The following is a 15490-nucleotide window of genomic DNA, read 5'->3' on the forward strand; positions in this document are numbered from 1 at the left end:
TCCCTATTTTCGTTGATCCCTCCTTCTTGCTTAGCACAGCGAAAGACGGTTTGGCCAACTCGCGAATCGAAATTCTGTGCGATTCGTGGGACGAAATACACCCGTTCACCAGTGCAAACGCGTCACCAGTGCGTGCCCGGAATCAGCCGGGCCAGACGACGCCCGAGTCGCGCGGCGGAGGCGGTCGGACCGGTCGGTCGAGGGGCGGGGGTGGACGCCTGGGGCGCGAGGGGCGCCTCGGTTGCGGCCTCCCCGCGCGCGGCCGGGGAATCCGGGAACGCGTGGTACATCTGCGACAGCGCGCGGTCCTTGAGGCGCGGTGCGAACATGGCGCCCAATTCGGCGAGCGTGCCGACCGGGACGTCGATGCGTTTGGGCTTGTCGATCAGCGCGCGGACCACCATGGCCGCGGCCTTCTCCGGGCTCGCGGCGGGGCCGGCGTTGTACTGACCGGTCGGCGCGATCATCGGGGTGCGGACCAGCGGCATGTGGATCGTGGTGAACGTGATGCCGTCCGAGAGGGTCTCGGCGGCGGCGACGTCCGCGAAGGCGTCGAGGGCGGACTTGCTCGCGACGTATGCCGCGAAGCGGGGGGTCCGGGCCTGCACGCCCGCGGTGCTGATGTCGACGATGTGGCGGTAGCGGCGCTCGCGCATGTGCGGCAGCAGTGCCAGCACCATGCGCACCGCGCCGAAGTAGTTGACCGCCATCGTGCGCTCGAAGTCGTGCAGCCGGTCGGTCGAGCGGTACAGGCCGCGCCGGATGGACCGGCCCGCGTTGTTGACGAGCATGTCGACGTGATCGTGTTCGGCGAGAATCGACTTCACCGTGCGCTCGACGGCTTCGCTGTCGGTGATGTCGCACTGGTAGGCGTGCGCCGATCCACCCGTCTCGCGGATCTGGGACACCACGGCGTCGAGTTCGTCGGCGCGGCGGGCGAGCAGCAGCACCGTCGCGCCCTTGGCGGCGGTGGCGATCGCGGCCGCGCGTCCGATGCCGGACGACGCGCCGGTGATGACGACGTTCCGGTTCACGAGCGGGCCGGCCGGGTCGTCGCGTCGGGCGCGGTCCGGGTCGAGGTGCTCGCGCCAGTACGCCCACAGCGTCCCCGCGTACGACGGGAAGGGTGGCACCGCTATGCCGCTGTCCTGCAGTGCCTCTCGTGTCTGCTCCGTCGTGAAACGCGTCGGCAGCGTGAGGTGGTCGAGCATGACCGGCGGGACGCCCATCCGGCGCAGTGTGACGTCGCGGACTCCACGCATCGGGGCGGGCGGATCGAGCAGCGGCCGGGCGAGTGCTCCTGGGAGATCGGCGATCGGGGTGGGGGCGTGCGCGGCCTTCGCGAGTGCGGCATAGATCTGCCGCACCGGCTGGGCGTCGGGGGAGACGAGATGGAAGGTTCGGCCGTCGAGATTCGGCCGCAGCATCAACTCGACGATCGCGGCGGCGACGAAATCCACCGGAACCACGTTGGTGTATCCCAGCTTCGGGACGGCGACGGGTAGTGCGGACGGCAGCTTCGCGAGCGCCGCCAGCGCGGGGAAGAAGTAGTAGGGGCCGTCCACCTTGTCCATCTCGCCGGTGACCGAACTGCCCACCACCGCCGCCGGTCGATAGACCCGCCACGGCACGGCCGACGTCCGCACCAGGCGTTCGGCCTCGAACTTGGTGCGGTGGTACGGGGTCGGGAAGCGCTGACCGAGATCGAAGTCGTCCTCGGTGAAGCGGCCGCGATGATCGCCGGCCACCGCGATCGACGAGACGTGGTGCAGGGTCGCGCCGAGGCGGTCGGCGAGGTCGATCACCGCCCGGGTGCCGTCGATGTTGGTCGACGCCTGCTCCTCGCCCGCGGTGAGGTCGTAGATCGCGCCGAGATGCAGCACGTGGTCGGCGGCCGGTGGCGCCGCTTCGAGTCCCAGGTCCGGTTCGGTGAGATCGCCGACCAACGCGTGGACCCGGTCGCTGTCCGGCCAATGGTCGGCCAGGCGCTCGAACTTCGACAGAGATCCGGGCCGGACCAGTACGTGGACCTGTGCCGACGGCTCCCGTTCGAGCAGTCGCTCGATCGTGTGCCTGCCGAGGAACCCGGTGCCGCCCGTGACGATGTACGTGGCCATACCCCCGGAACTTACTCCGAAGTAAGGAGTGTCACCAGGGGTGCACGCAACTCGGTGCCGGCAACGCTCAGTGCCCGAGGCCGACGCGCTCGTGGATCCGACGCATCCACGCCGGGGCCCACCAGTTGGCCTCACCCATCAGCTTGACCAGCGACGGCACCAGCAGCATCCGCACGACCGTCGCGTCGATGACGAGCGCGAGAATCATGCCGACTCCGAGGAACCGCATGATCGACAGCCCCGACACCGTGAACGCGCCGGTGACGACGATGAGCAGCATCGCCGCCGCCGTGACCACGCGGCCGGTGCGCTCGGCGCCGGTCCGGACGGCCTCTTCCGTGGTGGCGCCGGCGGCCCGGGCCTCCACCATGCGTGACATCAGGAACACCTCGTAGTCGGTGGACAATCCGAACACCACCGCGAGGATGAGCACCACGAACGTGGCCTCGAGCGGCGCCGGGGTGACACCGAGCAGGTCGGCGCCGTGCCCCTGCTGGAATATCCAGGTGAGGACGCCGAACGTGGCGGCGAGGCTCAGTCCCGCCATTGCGACGGCCTTGACCGGCAGCACCACCGACCCGAACGCCAGGAACATCAGCACCAGCGTCGAGACCACCATGATCGCGATCATCGCGGGCAGCCAGCGCACGATCGCGGCATTGCCGTCGTCGACCGACGCCTGGCCACCGCCGACGAGCAGCTGCGTGCCGGGCGGGGCATCGATGGCCCGCAGGCCCTGCACGGCGTCGCCGGCCGCGCCGCCCTCGACACCCTCGGCGTAGAGAGCCTGGATCGCGGTCACGTCGTTCTTCGTCGCGAGGACCACGGCCTGCGAGATGCCGTCCACCTGCTTGGCCGACGCGACGACCTTCGACAGGTCGCCCGGCGACGCGGGAGCACCGTCGGGGCCGCGCAGCACCACGGTCGCGCCCTCGCCGGTCGACGGGAACTCGGTCGTGAGCGTCTCGGTGGCGATGCGCGCCGGATCGTCGGCCGGCAGCGCGGTGTAGGTGATCTCGCCGAGCGTCGCCTTCGTCAGCGGCGCCGCGAGCACGAGCAGTCCGGCGGTGATGCCGACCGCGACGACCGCCGGGCGCTTCATCACCTTGGTGACGACGCCGCCCCAGAACCGCCGGGCGCGCTCCTCGCCGCGCTGCGCCGCACCCTTGCGCCACGACAGCGCGTCGATGCGGTGACCGAGGACGGCCAGCAGCGCCGGGACGACCGTCAGCGACAGCACGGCCGCACCCGTCACGGCCGCGATCGCGCCGAACCCGAGCGAGCGGATCACCGCCTGTGGGAACACGAGCATGCCGGCGAACGCGCACACCAGCAGCAGGCCCGAGAACATGACGGTGCGTCCGGCGGTGAGCACCGTGCGACGGGCCGCGTCGGCGGGCGTCGATCCCGCCGTCAGCTCCTCCCGGAAACGGCTGACGACGAACAGGCCGTAGTCGATCGCCAGGCCCAGACCGATCAGCGAGGCGACGTTGAGCGCGAACGAACTGACCTCGGTGACCTCGGTGAGCAGGCGCAGGATGCCCAGTGAACTGAGCACCGAGAGCAGGCCCACGAACACCGGGACCGCGGCCGCGACCAGACCACCGAAGACGAACACCAACAGCACCAGGGTGATCGGGATGGCGATCGCCTCGGCGCGCACCAGGTCGGCCTGCAACCGATTGCTGAGGGAGACCCCGACCACGGCCCCGCCCGCGAACTCGGAATCCACCCCCTCGATCTCGAGCTTCGGCAGCAGGTCGCCGAAGTTGGCGACGGTCACGTCCGCGTCGGGCGAGAGCACGATCGACGCGGCCACCTTCGTCCCGTCGTTCGAGAGCAGCAACTGTTTCGCCGGCGGGACCGCCGTCCAGTACGACGTCACCGACTGGGTCGGCACGTCGGCAGCGAACCGGTCGAGCGTCGCGGTGACGACCGGTTCCAGGTCGGCGAGAGTCCGTCCGGCGGGCACCGTGTAGATCGCCACGATGTCGGGATCCTGGCGGCCGAAGTTGTCGTCGACGATCCGCGACACCTCCGCCGATTCGCTACCCGGATCGGTGTAGCCGCCCTGGCTGAGTTTGGAGAACACGCCGATGCCCCAGATTCCGGCCCCGACGGCAGCGATCAGAACGACCGCCAGTACCCACCACTTGCGTGCAACGACGATCGAGGCCCAGCGTGTCATTCCCGCGACTCTAGCGACAAGTGCAGTGCGTCACTTCAATCCGGACCGCACGAACGCGTCGACGACGTGCCTTTGCAGGAAGATGTAGATGAGGAAGATCGGCAGACACGCGATGCCGGACGCCGCCATCACCGCACCCCAGTTGTTGCCCTCGGCGCCGAGGAAGCTGCGGATACCGATCTGCACCAGCGCATCCGAGTTGCGCAGCACCAGCGACGGCCACAGGTACTCGTTCCACGCCGAGATGAACAGCATGATTCCGAGCGCCGCGAGGGCCGGACGCATGTTGGGGACGATCACCTTCCACAGCGATGCCCACGCGCCCTGGCCGTCCATCTCGCTCGCGTCGAGCAGCTCGCGGGGGAAGGCCTCCAGGTGCTGACGCAGCAGCATCACGCCGAACGCCGAGCACAGATTCGGGAGCACCACGCCGGCGACGGTGTCGAGCAGACCCATCTGCGAGATGAGCAGGTAGTTGGGAATCATCGTGACCTGGAACGGCACCAGCCACGACCCGACGAACAACAGGAACAGCAGTCGCTTGCCGACGAAGTCCCACCGGGCGAATGCGTACGACGCGAGCAGCGCGACGAACAGCTGGCTGATCGCGACGACGAACGCCATCGCGAACGTGTTGGTGAGCATCGACAGCATCGGGATGGTGTCGAACACGTACCGGAAGTTGTCGAGGTTCAGCGGCCACGGAACGGGGCTGCCGGACAGGGAGTCCTCCGGCCGGCGCAGCGCGGTCGCGAACATCCAGTAGACGGGGAAGATGCTGAACAGCGCGAGCGCGGCCAGGACGATGTGGCCGAGCGCGACCCGACGGTTGCGTCGGCGCGGCGGCGCGGGTGCCTCGGGCGGTGCGGATGCGGACGTGCTGGGCGGGGCGGGATCGAGAAGGACGAAGGCCATCGATGGTTCCTAGTTGTCGTAGAAGCTCAGCCGCTCGGACAACCGCACGAACACGAATGCGATCAAGCCGAAGCCGAGGAAGAAGAGAGTGCCCGCGGCGGCCGAGAGCCCGGCGTCGAAGTTGCGGAAACCGAACTCGTACAACAGGTAGTAGATGTTGGTCGACGATCCGCTCGGGCCGCCCTGCGTGAGGACGTCGATCACCGGGTAGGTCCATTGCGCGCTCAGCAGGATCGTCATGAGCGCCAGGAAGACGAGCGTGGGGGAGAGCAGCGGCAGCGTGATGCGCCGGGTGATCGTCGACGGCGTGGCGCCGTCGAGCGCGGCGGCGTGACCGTAGTCGGGGCTGATCCCGGCCATACCGGCGGAGATGACGAGCACGCCGAAGCCGAGCATCTGCCAGCCGACGATCACGACGACACCGAGCAGCGCGAGCTTCGGATCACGGAACACGTTGCCCAGATCGTGCCCCATCGACGCGGAGATGCGCGGGATCATGCCGTTGTCCGGGTTGAACAGCCAGCGCCAGATCGCGCTGCTCGCAACGGGTGTCACGAGGAACGGTACGAAGGTCAGGGCCTGGTAGAAGGTGCGGGACCGTCCGCTCACCCGCGTGCACAGCAGCGCGATCAGGAGCGGCAGCACCAGCGAGAACACCATGAACGCCGCGATGTACGCCACCGTGTTCCACAGGGCCTGGTGCAGTTCCGGAAGTGACAGCACCGCGGTGTAGTTGTCGAGGCCGACCGGCTTCTTCGGGCTGGTCGGAATCATGTTCCACTTGTAGAAGGACAGCCCGACGGTCTCGGCGAGCGGTTTGTAGGTCCACAGGACGAGCAGGGCCGTCGCCGGCAGCAGGAAGAGGTAGGGGACGGCGCGGCGCGACGCACGCGAGCGCCACCCCGCCCCGGCCCGCACGGGCTGGGACGAGGCGGCGGTCTGCTGCAGGGCGCCCGCCGGAACTTCGACGAACATTGATTTCTCGCAATCGGTTTCGGAAGGCGTCAGTGGCTCGTGGTGCGAGCCATCGCCGCGAGCTGCTCCTCGGGTGACAGCGACTGGAAGTAGCGCATCTGCTCGAGCGTCACCTCGTACAGCGTCGGGCCCTCCTCGACGGGGACGACCGTGTGCAGGATCCGGTCCGCGTACACGTGGATCAGGTTGAACGACTGCCCGCTGTCCTGTCCGCGCATGCCTCCGCCGGTCGGGAACAGGTCCTGGGTGTAGCAGGTGGCCGAGGCGACGGACACCGGGATGTCTCCGAAGGTGCACGTGGTCGAGTAGTGGAGGTGGCCACCGAGGATGCCGCGGACGTCGGTGCCCCGCAGGAGGTCCTCGAGCCGGCGCTGGTCGCGGAGTTCGACGGCCTCGATCAGTTCCAGCGTGCTCGGCACCGGCGGATGATGCAGGGCCAGCAAGGTGCCGTGCGGCGCCGGGGTCGCGAGAACGTCACGGAGCCAATCGAGCTGCTCGTCGGTGATCTCGCCGTGGTGGTGGCCGGGGACGGTCGTGTCGAGTGCGACGATCCGCAGGCCGTCGACGTCGTGGACGATGTCCACCGACTCCTGCGTGGGCTCGACGCCGAGCAGTCCGGCACGGAACTCGGGCCGGCTGTCGTGGTTGCCCATCACCCAGATCACCCGGGCACCCAGCTTCTCCGCCGCCGGCTCGACCAGATCCCGCAGTCGGGTGTACGCCTGCGGGTTGCCGGCGTCGGCGAGGTCGCCGGTGAACACGATCGCCTCGGGTCGCTGGCCCGCGCGGTCGAGGCGGTCGAAGACGCGGGCCAACTTGCTGTCGCTGTCGACGCTGCCGTGTAGGAACTCGCCGTCCCCGACGAAGTGGGTGTCGCTGATGTGCAGGACGAAATGGTCGGGGGCGCCGTACTGTCCGTTCTCGGACATGTTTGTCTTCCTTCGCGTTCGAGGGGTGGGCGTCAGCCGACGAGGCAGGCGCGTAGGTCGTCGAGTTCGGTGTCGGTCATGCCGTGTGCGCGCAGGTAGCCGCGCACGTCGCCGTGGCTCGCGCGCAGTGACGCGAGGGTGGCGAGCATCAGGGGGGCCGGGCTGGAGGCGACGATCTGGGCGATGTCGATTTCGGCGGGCAGGCCACGCGCCGCCATCACCGCGGTCATCGCGTCCACCCATTCGCCGGCCAGCATCACCTCGGACAGCGAGTAATCGGCGGCGATGTCGCGGTCCTCGACACCGACGGCCGCCAGGGTCAGGGCGATCACCAGCCCGGTGCGATCCTTGCCGGCGGTGCAGTGCACCAGAACCGGCTCGCTACCCGAGCCGGCGATCAGGCGCACCGCATCGGTGAGTGCGCCGCCGTGTTCGCTCAGCATCCAGGTGTAGATGCCGCCGAGATCGAGGGTCTGCGCGGTGTGCGTCGCCCCTCGGCTCCCGATGCCGTCGCGATAGACGGGCAGGTGGACGTCGCGGTGTCCGACGCCGTCGAGCGCGTTCGGCGCGCTCGCCCGCTCGTCGCTCTCCCGCAGGTCGAGGACGAGGGCCAGCCCGAGGTCGGCCAGTTCGGCGCGGCCCGCCGGATCGATGCCGTGCAGGGAGTCGGAGCGGAAGAGCTTGCCCCACTTCGTGGTCAGGCCCGCGGCGGGATAGCCGCCGACGTCGCGGAGGTTGTGCACGCCGCCCGCGGGCAGACGTCTGGTCGGGGTGCGGAGGGGAGTCGTCATCTCGTGTGTCAGCCGATCAGGTCCTGGGCGCGCTTCTGGGCGGCGGCCATGGTGGTTGCGGGGTCCTTGCCGTAGAAGACCGACTCCTCGACCGCGGTGGCGAGGATGTCGTCGATCTGGACGTAGCTGTTGCCGGGGTACGACTGCCACGGCTCGAGCCGGTCGAGCTGCTTCAGGTTGGGGGCGAGAAGCGGGTTGCCGTCGGCCCACGACTTCAGTGCGGCCGGATCGGTGGTGAGCGACGTGCGCAGCGGCAGGTAGCCGATCTTCGACGAGATCTCGGTGTACGCGTGGTCGCTCGTCATGAACGTGATGAGCTCCCAGGCGGCGCGCTGCTTCGCCGGATCCTGCGCGAAGACGAACAGGGCCGAACCGGAGTTGGTGGGCACCGCCTCACGGCCGTCGAAGGCGGGCATGGCCGCGGCCTTCAGCTCCCAGCCTGCGGCCTTCGAGGCGCCCAGCAGCATCCCCTGGATCGCGGACGACTGCAGCTGGATCGCCGTGTCGCCCTTCATGAAGCTCTCCATCTGGCCCGCGGAGTCCTGGTTGGCGAGCACGCCCTGGTCGTACAGGTCGCGCAGCATCTGCACCGCCGCCAGCGAATCGTCGCTCGCGAACTCGACGCTGTCCCGGTCGTCGGAGAGCACGTTCCCGCCGGCCGACCGGAACAGGCCCTGCATGCACCAGTTGCCGCCCTTGACCGCGCACGAGACGGTCAGTGCCGGCTTCCCGGTGGACGCGGTGATCTTCTTCGCGGCGTCGGCGACCTTCGGCCACGTCGACAGGTCCGTGTCGGCAGGTAGCCCGGCCTTCTGGAACACGCTCGCGTTGTAGAACAGCACGGGGGTGGAGAAGACGTACGGCATGCCGTACGTCTGGCCCTCCCAGTCTCCGAGCGTTGCGGCCCGCGGGTGATACGGGTGCGCGCCGGCCAGGTGCTCCTGGACGGTGTCGGTGCCGACCAGCGAATCGAGCGAGTGGGCGCCGAGCTGGTTGACGGCGAAGTCGAGGGTGTCGAACGTCAACTGCGCGACGTCCGGCGGGTTGCCGGCCAGCAGCTGCGTCTGCACGCTGCTCGCGGTGCCGCTGCCGGCGGTCGACGTGCCCTGGGGTGGCTGGGCCTTGACCGAGATGTTCGGGTGCTCGGCCTCGAAATCGGCGATGAGGCCGGTGACGGTGTCCGTCCACGGTCCCGCCTGGGTGAGGTTGTACGACTCGAAGACGATGTCGACCTTCTGGTTCGGGTCGAGTTCGGGGGCGAGTCCGTCCGCCGACGAACTCGACGCGGTGGCGCCGGTGGCGCCGGTGGCGCATCCGGCCACGGTGAGGGCGGCGGCGAGTGACAGCAGCGCCAGGCCGGTAGTGCGTCTACGCATTGGTCAGGCTCCTAGCAGAAGAGACGGGGTAGTCGTAGGGCTGAGACGTGTCGATCCACTCGAGCCGGCGTCCGCTCGCGCGGTCGAACAGGTGTACGTGCTCGGGATCGGTGGTGAGGGTGAGGGACTGGCCGGCGCGCATCGCGATCGGCCGCGGGGAGCGGACACACACGACGGCATCGCCGACGGTGCAGTACGCGATCTCCTCGCTGCCGAGGTTCTCGACCGAATCGACTGTCGCGATGAGGGCTACGGGCTCGGTGCCGATGCCCGGGCGGAGGTGTTCGGGCCGCACGCCGAGGACGACGTCGATGTCCTCGGTGGTGCCGGGCCACAGGTCGGCGCGGACGCCGGGGGCCTCCGCACGGACGGCGCCGCGCGCACTCAGGACGGTCGCGTCGAGGAGGTTCATCGCGGGGCTGCCGAGGAAGCCGGCGACGAACACCGAAGCCGGTCGGTCGTACACCTCCTCGGGCGTACCGATCTGTTCGACGGATCCGCGGTTGAGCAGCGCGATCCGGGTGGCCATCGTCATCGCCTCGACCTGGTCGTGGGTGACGTACACGAACGTCGCCCCGAGGCGCCGGTGCAGATCGGTGAGCTCACGGCGGGTGGCCGTCCGCAGCTTTGCGTCGAGGTTCGACAGCGGCTCGTCCATGAGGAACGCCTTGGGGTTGCGCACGATCGCGCGTCCGACGGCGACGCGCTGACGCTGGCCGCCGGACAGTTCCTTGGGCTTGCGATCCAGGAGGTGCGCGATCTCGAGCTGCTGCGCCACCTCGTCGACGCGAGCCGTGGCCTCGTCCTTCGCGACCTTCCGGACCCGAAGGGGGAACCCGAGATTCCGTGCCACCGACAGGTGCGGGTACAGCGCGTAGTTCTGGAAGACCATCGCGACGTCGCGCTTGCGGGCGGGTGTGCCGGTGATGTCCTCGCCGTCGAGCACGATGCGGCCGCCGGTCGGTTCGAGGAGCCCGGCGATCATCCGCAGGAGCGTCGTCTTGCCGCACCCCGAAGGTCCGAGAAGGACCAGGAAGTCGCCGTCGCGGATCTCCATCGAGATGTCGTCGACGGCGGTCACGCCGCCGAAGTTCCTGCCCAGGCCCTCGATTCGAATACTGCCCATGACCCTCTCCGATGAAACGTGATTACCCGAATCGGTTGGATTCGGAATTCTCATTACATGGAGTAGTCAGCCAGTCGAAGGTGAACGAGCACTGAATGTCCGTCCAACGACCCGTGAGCGTTTCGCGGCTAGTCGAGTTCCGTGGGGTCGAGTGACTCGCTCTTCGGATTCATCAGGGCGACAAGATGTTCCACGTCCCGCTCGGTGGAACCCCGGCTTGTGCCGTCCACCTCGGACACCGCGACCTGGAGGCCGAGGAGGAAGGTCAGCTGGATGATCGTCGCAGAGACTCCGTGCGCGGCGTACGGGCCCGACCCACTGCCGACGATCAGTGTGGTGTCCGCCAGTGCGGCGAGCGACGAGCGGGCATGCGCGGTGACACCGACGACATGGGCCCCGGCGTCCAGAGCGGCCCTCGTGGCGTCGATCGTGTACGCGTTCATCCCCGAGTCGCTCACCGCGACACACACGTCGTCGGAGGAGAGGGTGCGCGCGGTGAGAGCCTGCACGACGGTGTCGGTCGGTGCCTCGGCTGCCCGCCCCGACAGCAGGAAGCGGACGGCGAACGCCGTGGCGGCCGTCGACGATCCACCGTTGGCCACGACGAGGATACGCCGCGCGTTCGCGAGCACCCGGACGGCGTCGTCGAAGGCGTCCTCCGACAGCGGTGCCAGACCGCTGGCGAGATCCGAACCCACTTCCGTGACGATCGTGCGCAGCACGCCCACGCTTCCGGGCGGTGCGGCCGCCTCGGCGGCCGTCGACGACTCCGCGCCCAGGTCGCGCAGCAGCAGCATGCGCAGGTGTTGGAAGCCCGAGAAGCCGAGGTTCTGGCACGCTCGCACCACCGTCGCGGTCGACGTCGACGCCGCGGCGGCCAGGTCTGCCGCCGACCACCACGCCACCTCCCGGGGGCGTTCGGCGCACACGTCGGCGACGCGGCGTTCGCTCGGGGCCAGGCCCGCGGACAGGGCGCGGATGGTCGCGGTCGTCGTACCGATCGGCGGTTGGGTACCGGGGGAGTCTGCGCTCATGGGCTCTGGATAACACACCGCGGTGAACGGTTCGGGCCTCCGGGACGGTGCGGTCGCCGGAAGTGCCGCCCGCCTCGTCGCCGTCGCCGTCGCCCACTGACATCATCGTGGGTATGGATGACGTGCGCGTGTGCTTCGTCGGTGACTCCTTCGTTGCGGGAGTGGGCGATTGCGAGTTCCTCGGCTGGGCGGGCAGGCTCGCGGCAGGGACGAAGGGCGTGGCGCTGACGACGTACAACCTCGGGGTGCGGCGGCAGACGTCGAGCGACATACGAGCGCGCTGGCGGCCGGAGTGCGAGGCGCGTCTGCCGGAGGACTGCGACGGCCGGGTGGTGTTCTCGTTCGGCTCCAACGACACGACCGTCGAGGGTGGGGCACCGCGTGTCGATCCGGAGACCTCCGTCGCCAACCTCACCGGCGTGCTAAACGAGTGTGCAGCGGCGGGGTGGCGGCCGATGGTGGTCGGACCGCCGCCGATGGCCGACGCGGATCAGAACGCTCGCACGGCTCGGCTGGATCGTCGGTTCGCCGAGGTCTGCGCCGCCGCCGGTGTGGAGTACGTCTCGGTCTTCGACGCCCTCGTCGCCGACGCGGTCTGGATGCAGCAGGTGCATGACGGCGACGGTGCTCATCCCGGCAGTGGGGGCTATCGTGCGTTCGCTGCGCTGGCACGGCCCACGTGGCAACGGTGGATCCGGACCCCACAGGTGGTTCAGTAGGCTGGCCGACATGGTGGACGACGTCCGGCCCCCGACTCTCGGCGAGATCATCCGGCAGCAGCGCGAGCTCGCCGCCGTGCCCATGCGAAAGTTCGCCGAGATGGTCGGGATCTCGAATCCGTATCTGTCACAGATCGAGCGGGACCTTCGAGCGCCGAGCGAGCACGTACTGGCGGCGATCGCCGAGCACCTGCACACGTCGGCGGACATGCTGACCGCGCAGGCGAGCCGGGCCGACGCCGAGAACGTGCCCGAGGTGGTGGCCGCGATCCGACGTGACGCCGATCTGACCAAGGCTCAGCGGTCCGCGCTCGAGGAGATGTACGAGACGTTCCGCGACGTGACGATCGCGAAGCGGCGGCGAGGCCCCCGGCCGACGCAGTGATCCGGCCGGGGGCCTGGGCCGGCCCTACCGGAGCGCTTCCCGCGCGGCCGTGGTGGCGGCGGCGCTGAGGCCCTGCACGAGGGAGGCCTGGGCGTCCACGAGGGTGGTTACCCAGTCGAACTTCGCGGCCGACGCCATCGACCTGTTGTAGTCGAGGACGGAGGTCAGCGCCTTGTCGTAGGTGTCGAGTGTGAGAGTGCCGCTCAGCTTCGCGGCGTCGAGGAACGTCTCGTTGAGGCTCTGCACGCGGCCCAGGTTCTCCTCGAATGATGTGGCGACGGAACCGATTCCGTCCGTGAGGGTCTTCTCGGCGGCGGTGCGCGCGGTCGCGGTGGTGTTCGCGGTGGTGGTGGACTGTGCGGCCATGGGGGCTCCTCGGAGATGGCGTGATCGAACCTGTCGTTAGCAAATTAGCATGATGATTGCTAACGCGCTGGGTGTGGAGTGGAATCAGGTGAAAACGTAAGTGCCGGGGGCCGTTCCGATGGCCGGATGCTGCTTGCTGCCCATCGGCGGCGGGGCCTGCAGGTCGCCGGCGCGCTGCTGCGACCAGGTCGCCCAGTCCTCCCACCACGAGACGGAACGGCGCTCGGCCGACTCCCGCCACACCGACGGGTCCGCCGGCAATCCGCTCGGCGCCCTGCCGTCGGGTTCACTGCAGGCCTCGACCCAGGTCTTCTTGCCCGGCGGATTGACGATGCCGGCGATGTGGCCACCGTTCGACAGGACGAACCGCACGTCGCCGCCGAACAGCACGGCCCCCGCGTACGACGACTGCCACGGCACGATGTGATCGTCCAGTGCGCCCACGATGTACACGTCGCCGCCGACGTCGCCGAGCGAGATCGTCCGTCCGGCGATCGTGAAACGACCCAGGGCCAACTGGTTCTCGCCGTAGAGCGTGTGCAGGTAGGCGCTGTGCATCGACGCCGGCATGCGGGTCGAGTCCTCGTTCCACGCGAGCAGGTCGAACGACTGCGGTTCCTCGCCCAGCATCCAGCGGCTCACCCAGTACCGGAAGATCAGGTCGTTCGCTCGCAGCAGGTCGAAGGTCTGGGCCATGTCCGCGCCGTCGAGGTATCCGGCCCGTCGCATCACGATGTCGATCTTCGCGAGGGTCTCGGCGTCGGTCAGCAGCCCGAGGTCGCCGGGATTGCTGTAATCGAGCAGGGTGTTGGCGAGCGTGAGCGTGCCCAGGCGGTCGTCACCGGCCGCAGCCAGGTAGCCGGCCGCGATCGACGCCATCGCTCCGCCGAGGCACAGGCCCACCAGGTCGATCTTCGATGCCCCGGTGATGTCCCCGACGACGTCCATTGCCGCGGTCACCCCGTCCGTGAGGTAGTCGTCGAATCCCACCCCGCTCATCGACTCGTCCGGGTTGCGGTACGAGATGAGGAAGACGGTGCGGCCGTGCCGGATTGCCCACTCGACGAAGCTGCGTCCCGGGCCGATGTCCATGATGTAGAACTTGTTGATCCAGGGCGGGCATGCCAGGAGCGGCGTCGCATGCACCTGCTCGGTCTGCGGTGCGTACTGGATGAGCTCGATCAGGTCGTTCCGGAAGACCACCCGGCCCGGCGTCGCGGCCATGTTCTCGCCGACCGTGAAAGCGGTGTCGTCGGTGCGTTTGGGGCGGCCACCGCGTCTGACCACGTCCTCGACAAGGTACGACGTGCCGCGAGCCAAGCTCTTTCCACCCGTCGCGATCGCGCGGGTGAGTACCTCCGGGTTGGTCACGGGGTTGTTGGTGGGCGCCGCGACGTCGAGCAGCAGATGCGCCAACTGGCGCGCCTTGGCGGCGGTGAAGGAATCCGCGGTGCCCGCATCGACCAGGCTGTCGACGTACGAGCGTGCGCAGAGGTACGAGCGGAGCACCGCGTAGTAGGCGGGATTGTCCTGCCAGGCTGGGTCTCGGAACCGGGCGTCCCCGGGAGCGGGCGGCTGGATGCTCGCGCCGACGGCCACTCGCACCGCGTCGGGCGGGATCTGTGCCAACCCGACTGCCAGCCTGCCGGTGGCGGCGGCGACGGCTGCGGGGTTGCAGGCTGCGTTCCGGGCCACCGATGCGCTCGCGGCAAACCAGCCGGCGGGGTCGACCCTGGCGGAGACCCGGCGGATCGCGTTATCGAGCACGGTCGCCTCCGGCAGCGTTCGACGTGGAGTCGGTGGAGCCCACCGGGCCCAGGTAGCGCAGGATCATCTGCGCGACGCACACCGGGCGGTCGACGCCCGCCGCGTCGAAGGTGAGGGTCACGGCGAGCTGATAGCCACCCGGGCACGGTTCGACGGCGGTCACGTCGGCGACCGCACCCACCGACGAGTCGACCGGAACCGGAGCGGGGAAGCGGACCTTGTCGAGGCCGTAGTTGATCACCTGGGCGCAGTCGGTGACGTCGAGCAGGCGGAAGAAGAGCTCGACGGCCAGGGACAGGGTCAAGTAGCCGTGTGCGATCGTCGAGCCGAAGGGACCGGTCGCCGCCCGCTCCGGGTCGACATGGATCCACTGGTGGTCGTTGGTGGCGTCGGCGAACAGTGCGATCTGCTCCTGCGTGATCAGGACTCGATGCGAAGTGCCGAGGCTCGTGCCGGCGAGGTCGGGGAGGTCGGCCATCGTGATGCTGCGCGCAGACATGCTGCTGGTCGTATTTGTAGTCATCTCGTCCCTGTGGTCCGATTCGGTCGGGTGCCCGAATTGTTGAGCGTCTCGAAAGGTGCATCGATCGCGCCCGGGATCGAGCGGATGCGATTTCACTGGAATTGAAGAATCGGGTGCGATCGGGCGGAGCCTATAACGGTGATTCCTTTTGCGCAGCACGTCTTCGGAAAACTCTCTGTTTGACATTCGTCCAGGTAGGAGGCGTGTTATGTCCGCTTCTCGCGCGTTTGGGCACGTCGGAAGGTGCAAGCTCGGGCGGTATGTCTAATTTCACGACCT

The 15490-nt window shown here is 68.8% G+C and carries 14 protein-coding genes; 2 read left to right on the top strand and 12 right to left on the bottom strand.

Going from position 1 to position 15490, the window contains the following annotated elements; genetic code table 11:
- Positions 1–122: 122 nt before the first annotated feature.
- The 9 genes from ABEU20_RS15840 to ABEU20_RS15880 form a co-directional block, all read right to left on the bottom strand.
- Positions 123–2117 carry an SDR family oxidoreductase gene (locus tag ABEU20_RS15840; protein ID WP_420165339.1) on the bottom strand — a complete coding sequence of 665 codons (1995 nt, stop codon included), beginning with the start codon at positions 2115–2117 and terminating at the stop codon, positions 123–125.
- A gap of 67 nt (positions 2118–2184) precedes the next feature.
- The gene (locus ABEU20_RS15845) at positions 2185–4305 is read right to left on the bottom strand and encodes an MMPL family transporter (RefSeq protein WP_420165340.1); all 2121 of its coding nucleotides are present in this window, start codon (positions 4303–4305) and stop codon (positions 2185–2187) included.
- Positions 4306–4335: 30 nt separating this feature from the next.
- Positions 4336–5220 (bottom strand): carbohydrate ABC transporter permease, encoded by an 885-nt coding sequence (locus ABEU20_RS15850; protein ID WP_420165341.1) that lies wholly within the window; start codon positions 5218–5220, stop codon positions 4336–4338.
- Positions 5221–5229: 9 nt separating this feature from the next.
- Positions 5230–6195 carry a carbohydrate ABC transporter permease gene (locus tag ABEU20_RS15855; protein WP_420165342.1) on the bottom strand — a complete coding sequence of 322 codons (966 nt, stop codon included), beginning with the start codon at positions 6193–6195 and terminating at the stop codon, positions 5230–5232.
- Between the two features lie 29 nt (positions 6196–6224).
- Positions 6225–7124 (bottom strand): phosphodiesterase, encoded by a 900-nt coding sequence (locus tag ABEU20_RS15860; protein ID WP_420165343.1) that lies wholly within the window; start codon positions 7122–7124, stop codon positions 6225–6227.
- A gap of 32 nt (positions 7125–7156) precedes the next feature.
- Entirely contained in the window at positions 7157–7915 is a 759-nt protein-coding gene (locus ABEU20_RS15865) for a tyrosine-protein phosphatase (RefSeq protein WP_420165344.1), read from the bottom strand.
- Between the two features lie 8 nt (positions 7916–7923).
- Positions 7924–9291 (bottom strand): ABC transporter substrate-binding protein, encoded by a 1368-nt coding sequence (locus ABEU20_RS15870; protein ID WP_420165345.1) that lies wholly within the window; start codon positions 9289–9291, stop codon positions 7924–7926.
- Positions 9284–10417, bottom strand: coding sequence for an ABC transporter ATP-binding protein (locus tag ABEU20_RS15875; RefSeq protein WP_420165346.1), 1134 nt, complete (start codon positions 10415–10417; stop codon positions 9284–9286). The genes ABEU20_RS15870 and ABEU20_RS15875 overlap by 8 nt, the downstream gene beginning before the upstream one ends.
- A 128-nt stretch (positions 10418–10545) precedes the next feature.
- On the bottom strand, positions 10546–11451 hold the full coding sequence (locus ABEU20_RS15880; protein WP_420165347.1) for a MurR/RpiR family transcriptional regulator: 906 nt from the start codon (positions 11449–11451) through the stop codon (positions 10546–10548).
- Between the two features lie 113 nt (positions 11452–11564).
- On the opposite strand from ABEU20_RS15880, the gene ABEU20_RS15885 reads away from it, so the two are divergent.
- Together ABEU20_RS15885 and ABEU20_RS15890 are read left to right on the top strand one after the other, a co-directional pair.
- Positions 11565–12170 (top strand): DUF459 domain-containing protein, encoded by a 606-nt coding sequence (locus tag ABEU20_RS15885; RefSeq protein WP_420165348.1) that lies wholly within the window; start codon positions 11565–11567, stop codon positions 12168–12170.
- Positions 12171–12180: 10 nt separating this feature from the next.
- Positions 12181–12555, top strand: a complete 375-nt coding sequence (locus tag ABEU20_RS15890; RefSeq protein WP_420165349.1) for a helix-turn-helix domain-containing protein — start codon at positions 12181–12183, stop codon at positions 12553–12555.
- A gap of 24 nt (positions 12556–12579) precedes the next feature.
- Here ABEU20_RS15890 and ABEU20_RS15895 read toward each other — a convergent pair whose 3' ends face one another.
- The 3 genes from ABEU20_RS15895 to ABEU20_RS15905 all read right to left on the bottom strand — a co-directional run bounded on the left by ABEU20_RS15895 (position 12580) and on the right by ABEU20_RS15905 (position 15187).
- Positions 12580–12921 carry a hypothetical protein gene (locus tag ABEU20_RS15895; RefSeq protein ID WP_420165350.1) on the bottom strand — a complete coding sequence of 114 codons (342 nt, stop codon included), beginning with the start codon at positions 12919–12921 and terminating at the stop codon, positions 12580–12582.
- 84 nt (positions 12922–13005) lie between these two features.
- Positions 13006–14688 (bottom strand): PHA/PHB synthase family protein, encoded by a 1683-nt coding sequence (locus tag ABEU20_RS15900; protein ID WP_420165351.1) that lies wholly within the window; start codon positions 14686–14688, stop codon positions 13006–13008.
- Positions 14678–15187: a MaoC family dehydratase gene (locus tag ABEU20_RS15905; RefSeq protein WP_420165352.1), complete on the bottom strand. Its 510-nt coding sequence runs from the start codon at positions 15185–15187 to the stop codon at positions 14678–14680. The genes ABEU20_RS15900 and ABEU20_RS15905 overlap by 11 nt, the downstream gene beginning before the upstream one ends.
- Positions 15188–15490 lie beyond the last annotated feature (303 nt).

Origin of the sequence: Rhodococcus parequi, from assembly GCF_046042785.1 — a bacterium.
GTDB classification, from domain to species: Bacteria; Actinomycetota; Actinomycetes; order Mycobacteriales; family Mycobacteriaceae; genus Prescottella; species Prescottella parequi.

What these genes read in the sequence shown, in the direction of transcription:
- ABEU20_RS15875 (WP_420165346.1), bottom strand. Translation starts at nt 10,417, where the DNA reads ATGGGCAGTATTCGAATCGAGGGCCTGGGCAGGAACTTCGGCGGCGTG.
- ABEU20_RS15885 (WP_420165348.1), top strand. Translation starts at nt 11,565, where the DNA reads ATGGATGACGTGCGCGTGTGCTTCGTCGGTGACTCCTTCGTTGCGGGA.
- ABEU20_RS15870 (WP_420165345.1), bottom strand. Translation starts at nt 9,291, where the DNA reads ATGCGTAGACGCACTACCGGCCTGGCGCTGCTGTCACTCGCCGCCGCC.
- ABEU20_RS15860 (WP_420165343.1), bottom strand. Translation starts at nt 7,124, where the DNA reads ATGTCCGAGAACGGACAGTACGGCGCCCCCGACCATTTCGTCCTGCAC.
- ABEU20_RS15840 (WP_420165339.1), bottom strand. Translation starts at nt 2,117, where the DNA reads ATGGCCACGTACATCGTCACGGGCGGCACCGGGTTCCTCGGCAGGCAC.
- ABEU20_RS15880 (WP_420165347.1), bottom strand. Translation starts at nt 11,451, where the DNA reads ATGAGCGCAGACTCCCCCGGTACCCAACCGCCGATCGGTACGACGACC.
- ABEU20_RS15890 (WP_420165349.1), top strand. Translation starts at nt 12,181, where the DNA reads ATGGTGGACGACGTCCGGCCCCCGACTCTCGGCGAGATCATCCGGCAG.
- ABEU20_RS15855 (WP_420165342.1), bottom strand. Translation starts at nt 6,195, where the DNA reads ATGTTCGTCGAAGTTCCGGCGGGCGCCCTGCAGCAGACCGCCGCCTCG.
- ABEU20_RS15850 (WP_420165341.1), bottom strand. Translation starts at nt 5,220, where the DNA reads ATGGCCTTCGTCCTTCTCGATCCCGCCCCGCCCAGCACGTCCGCATCC.
- ABEU20_RS15865 (WP_420165344.1), bottom strand. Translation starts at nt 7,915, where the DNA reads ATGACGACTCCCCTCCGCACCCCGACCAGACGTCTGCCCGCGGGCGGC.
- ABEU20_RS15905 (WP_420165352.1), bottom strand. Translation starts at nt 15,187, where the DNA reads ATGTCTGCGCGCAGCATCACGATGGCCGACCTCCCCGACCTCGCCGGC.
- ABEU20_RS15895 (WP_420165350.1), bottom strand. Translation starts at nt 12,921, where the DNA reads ATGGCCGCACAGTCCACCACCACCGCGAACACCACCGCGACCGCGCGC.
- ABEU20_RS15845 (WP_420165340.1), bottom strand. Translation starts at nt 4,305, where the DNA reads ATGACACGCTGGGCCTCGATCGTCGTTGCACGCAAGTGGTGGGTACTG.